The following is a 2,459-nucleotide window of genomic DNA, read 5'->3' as shown; positions in this document are numbered from 1 at the left end:
TGATCAGGGCGATCTTGTCAGCGGTTTCCACCCATGTCGGCTCGATCTGCAAACCATCCCGGGGCGAGACTTCCTGAACGATCAGGGTTTGCGAATAGTCAGTGATCATTGCACCACCCCTTGGTTTTTCAGGCGTTCGATATCGAGTTCAGTCAGGCCAAGATTGGCGAGAATATCGTCGGTGTGCTGGCCCAGTTTCGGCCCGGACCAATTGACTCCGCCGGGAGTCTCCGAAAGTTTGGGGACGATGCCGGGCATTTTCACCGTTGCGCCGCCGGGCAAGTCGGCATTGAGCAGCATGTCCCGCGCCTGATAGTGCGGATCGGCGACGATGTCAGCCACCGAGTAGATGCGCCCGGCCGGCACTTCAGCGGCTTCGAGGGCGGCCAGTACCTCGTCAATCGGCAGGCTGCTGGTCCAGTGCGTGATGGCCGCATCGAGCAAACCGCTCTGCGCCGCACGACCGTCGTTGTGGGCGAACTCTTCTGCGTCGGCCAGGTCGGCGCGGCCGATGGTGTGCATCAGGCGCTTGTAGATCGGGTCGCTGTTGCCAGCAATCACCACGTAGGCGCCGTCGGCCGTGAGGTAGGTATTGGAGGGCGCGATGCCCGGCAAGGCGCCGCCGCTGCGTTCGCGGACATGGCCAAGCATGTCGTATTCCGGCACCAGACTTTCCATGACGTTGAACACGCTTTCGGCCAGCGACACATCGACGACCTGCCCACCGCCCTGCCCGGTCTTGACCCGCAACAGCGACATCAGCGCGCCGATCACCGCGTGCAGCGAGGCCAGCGAATCGCCGAGGCTGACGCCGACTCGCGCCGGTGGCGAATCGGGATTGCCGGTGGTGTAGCGGATGCCGCCCATGGCCTCGCCAATCGCACCGAAACCGGGCCGGTCACGGTAAGGGCCGGTCTGGCCGTAGCCGGAGATACGCACCAGGGTCAGGTTCGGATTCAGCGCATGTAGCACGTCCCAACCCAGACCGAGTTTTTCCAGCGCACCGGGGCGCAGGTTTTCAATGATCACGTCGGCGTCGCCGGCCAGTTGCTTGACCAGTTCGATGCCTTCAGCGGATTTCAGATTGAGCGCCAGGGATTTCTTGTTGCGCGATTGCAGGTACCACCACAGCGATGTGCCTTCGTGCAGCTTGCGCCATTTGCGCAGCGGGTCGCCCTGACCCATGGCTTCGATCTTGATCACCTCGGCGCCGAACTCGGCAAGCATGCGCGCGGCAAACGGCGCGGCGATCAGGGTGCCGATCTCGATCACTTTGATTGCACTCAAAGGGGCATTCATCGCGGGTACCTCTTGTTCTTGGAATATGTCGCCAAGGCTAGAGGAACGATGATTGACGAATCCAGCCGTCTCTCGGCAATGAGCGTTCGCGAAATGCGAATGCTCCGCAGTGATTCGGTGGTGAATTCAGGGCCGCCTTCGCGAGCAGGCTCGCTCCCACAAGGATCTGTAGTGGTTTCAGATTCTGTGTTCACACAAGTTCAATGTGGGAGCGAGCCTGCTCGCGAAGGGGCCATCAGCCGCAATGAAGATCTACCGCCCGCGCAAATGCTCAAACAACATCCGGCTCACCGGCGACAACCCCGCCTCATCGCGCACCACCACAATCAGCGCGCGATCCGCCCAGGCATCGGTCAGCGGCACCGCGCGCAAGCCCAGTGCCTGACCAAACAACTCATAGGCTCGCTGCGGCAGAATGCCGATGCCCATGTTCGCCTGGACCATCCGGCACACCGCATCGAATCCCGGCACATGAATGCGGATGCGCAGGACTTTGCCGGCCTGCCGCGCCGCCGCATGGGTACGCATGTTGATCGAACTGGCTGCGTGCAAGCCGACGTAGTCGCTGTCGAGGGTTTCACTGAAAGTCACCGATTCGCGGGTAGCCAACGGATGCTCCGGCAGCATCACCACCACCAGTTTGTCCTGACGGTACAACACGCTGTGCAGGCCTTTGGTGTCGCTGTCCTCAGAGCAAATGCCGAGGTCGGCGACGCCATCGAGCACACCCTGAATCACCCCGGCGCTGGGGCGTTCTTCAAGGTCGGTCTTGACCTGCGGATGCTGCGCCGAGAAGTCGCGCAAGTCTTCGGGCAGAAACTGAATGATCGCCGACAGATTGGCCAGCATGCGCACGTAACCGCGCACACCGTGGCTGTGCTCACCCAGCTCCAGGCCCATTTTTTCCACGTTGAAGAGCATCTGCCGCGCATGGTGCAGCAGGGTTTCACCGGCCGGCGTGAGGATCATGCCTTTGGCCTGGCGCACGAACAAAGCGATGCCCAGCGCCTCCTCCAACTCCATCAGACGCTTGCTCGCCGCCGACACCGCGATGGCTTCGCGCGCAGCCGCACGGGTCAACGTGCCTTCCTCGTGGACGGCGACGAACAGTTGCAGAGTGATCAGGTCGAGACGGCGGATCAGGCTTTTTTGCAGCATGG

Annotated in this window: 2 protein-coding genes and 1 pseudogene; all 3 read right to left on the bottom strand. The window is 61.9% G+C overall.

Translation table 11 applies throughout. The annotated features are described in order from the left end of the window. Positions 1-109: pseudogene (locus D6877_RS11600) on the bottom strand (hydroxymethylglutaryl-CoA lyase); the annotation flags it as partial. Beyond that, positions 106-1,299, bottom strand: a complete 1,194-nt coding sequence (locus D6877_RS11595; RefSeq protein ID WP_130910865.1) for a CaiB/BaiF CoA-transferase family protein — start codon at positions 1,297-1,299, stop codon at positions 106-108. The pseudogene D6877_RS11600 and the gene D6877_RS11595, both read right to left, overlap by 4 nt. Positions 1,300-1,551: 252 nt before the next feature. Next, positions 1,552-2,457 carry a LysR family transcriptional regulator gene (locus D6877_RS11590; RefSeq protein WP_130910864.1) on the bottom strand — a complete coding sequence of 302 codons (906 nt, stop codon included), beginning with the start codon at positions 2,455-2,457 and terminating at the stop codon, positions 1,552-1,554. Between the last annotated feature and the right edge of the window lie 2 nt (positions 2,458-2,459).

The organism is Pseudomonas sp. Sample_9, assembly GCF_004307535.1.
GTDB lineage: Bacteria > Pseudomonadota > Gammaproteobacteria > Pseudomonadales > Pseudomonadaceae > Aquipseudomonas > Aquipseudomonas mercuritolerans.
The sequence above is the reverse complement of the archived record's forward strand: the minus strand, read 5'-3'. Positions and strand labels throughout refer to the sequence as shown.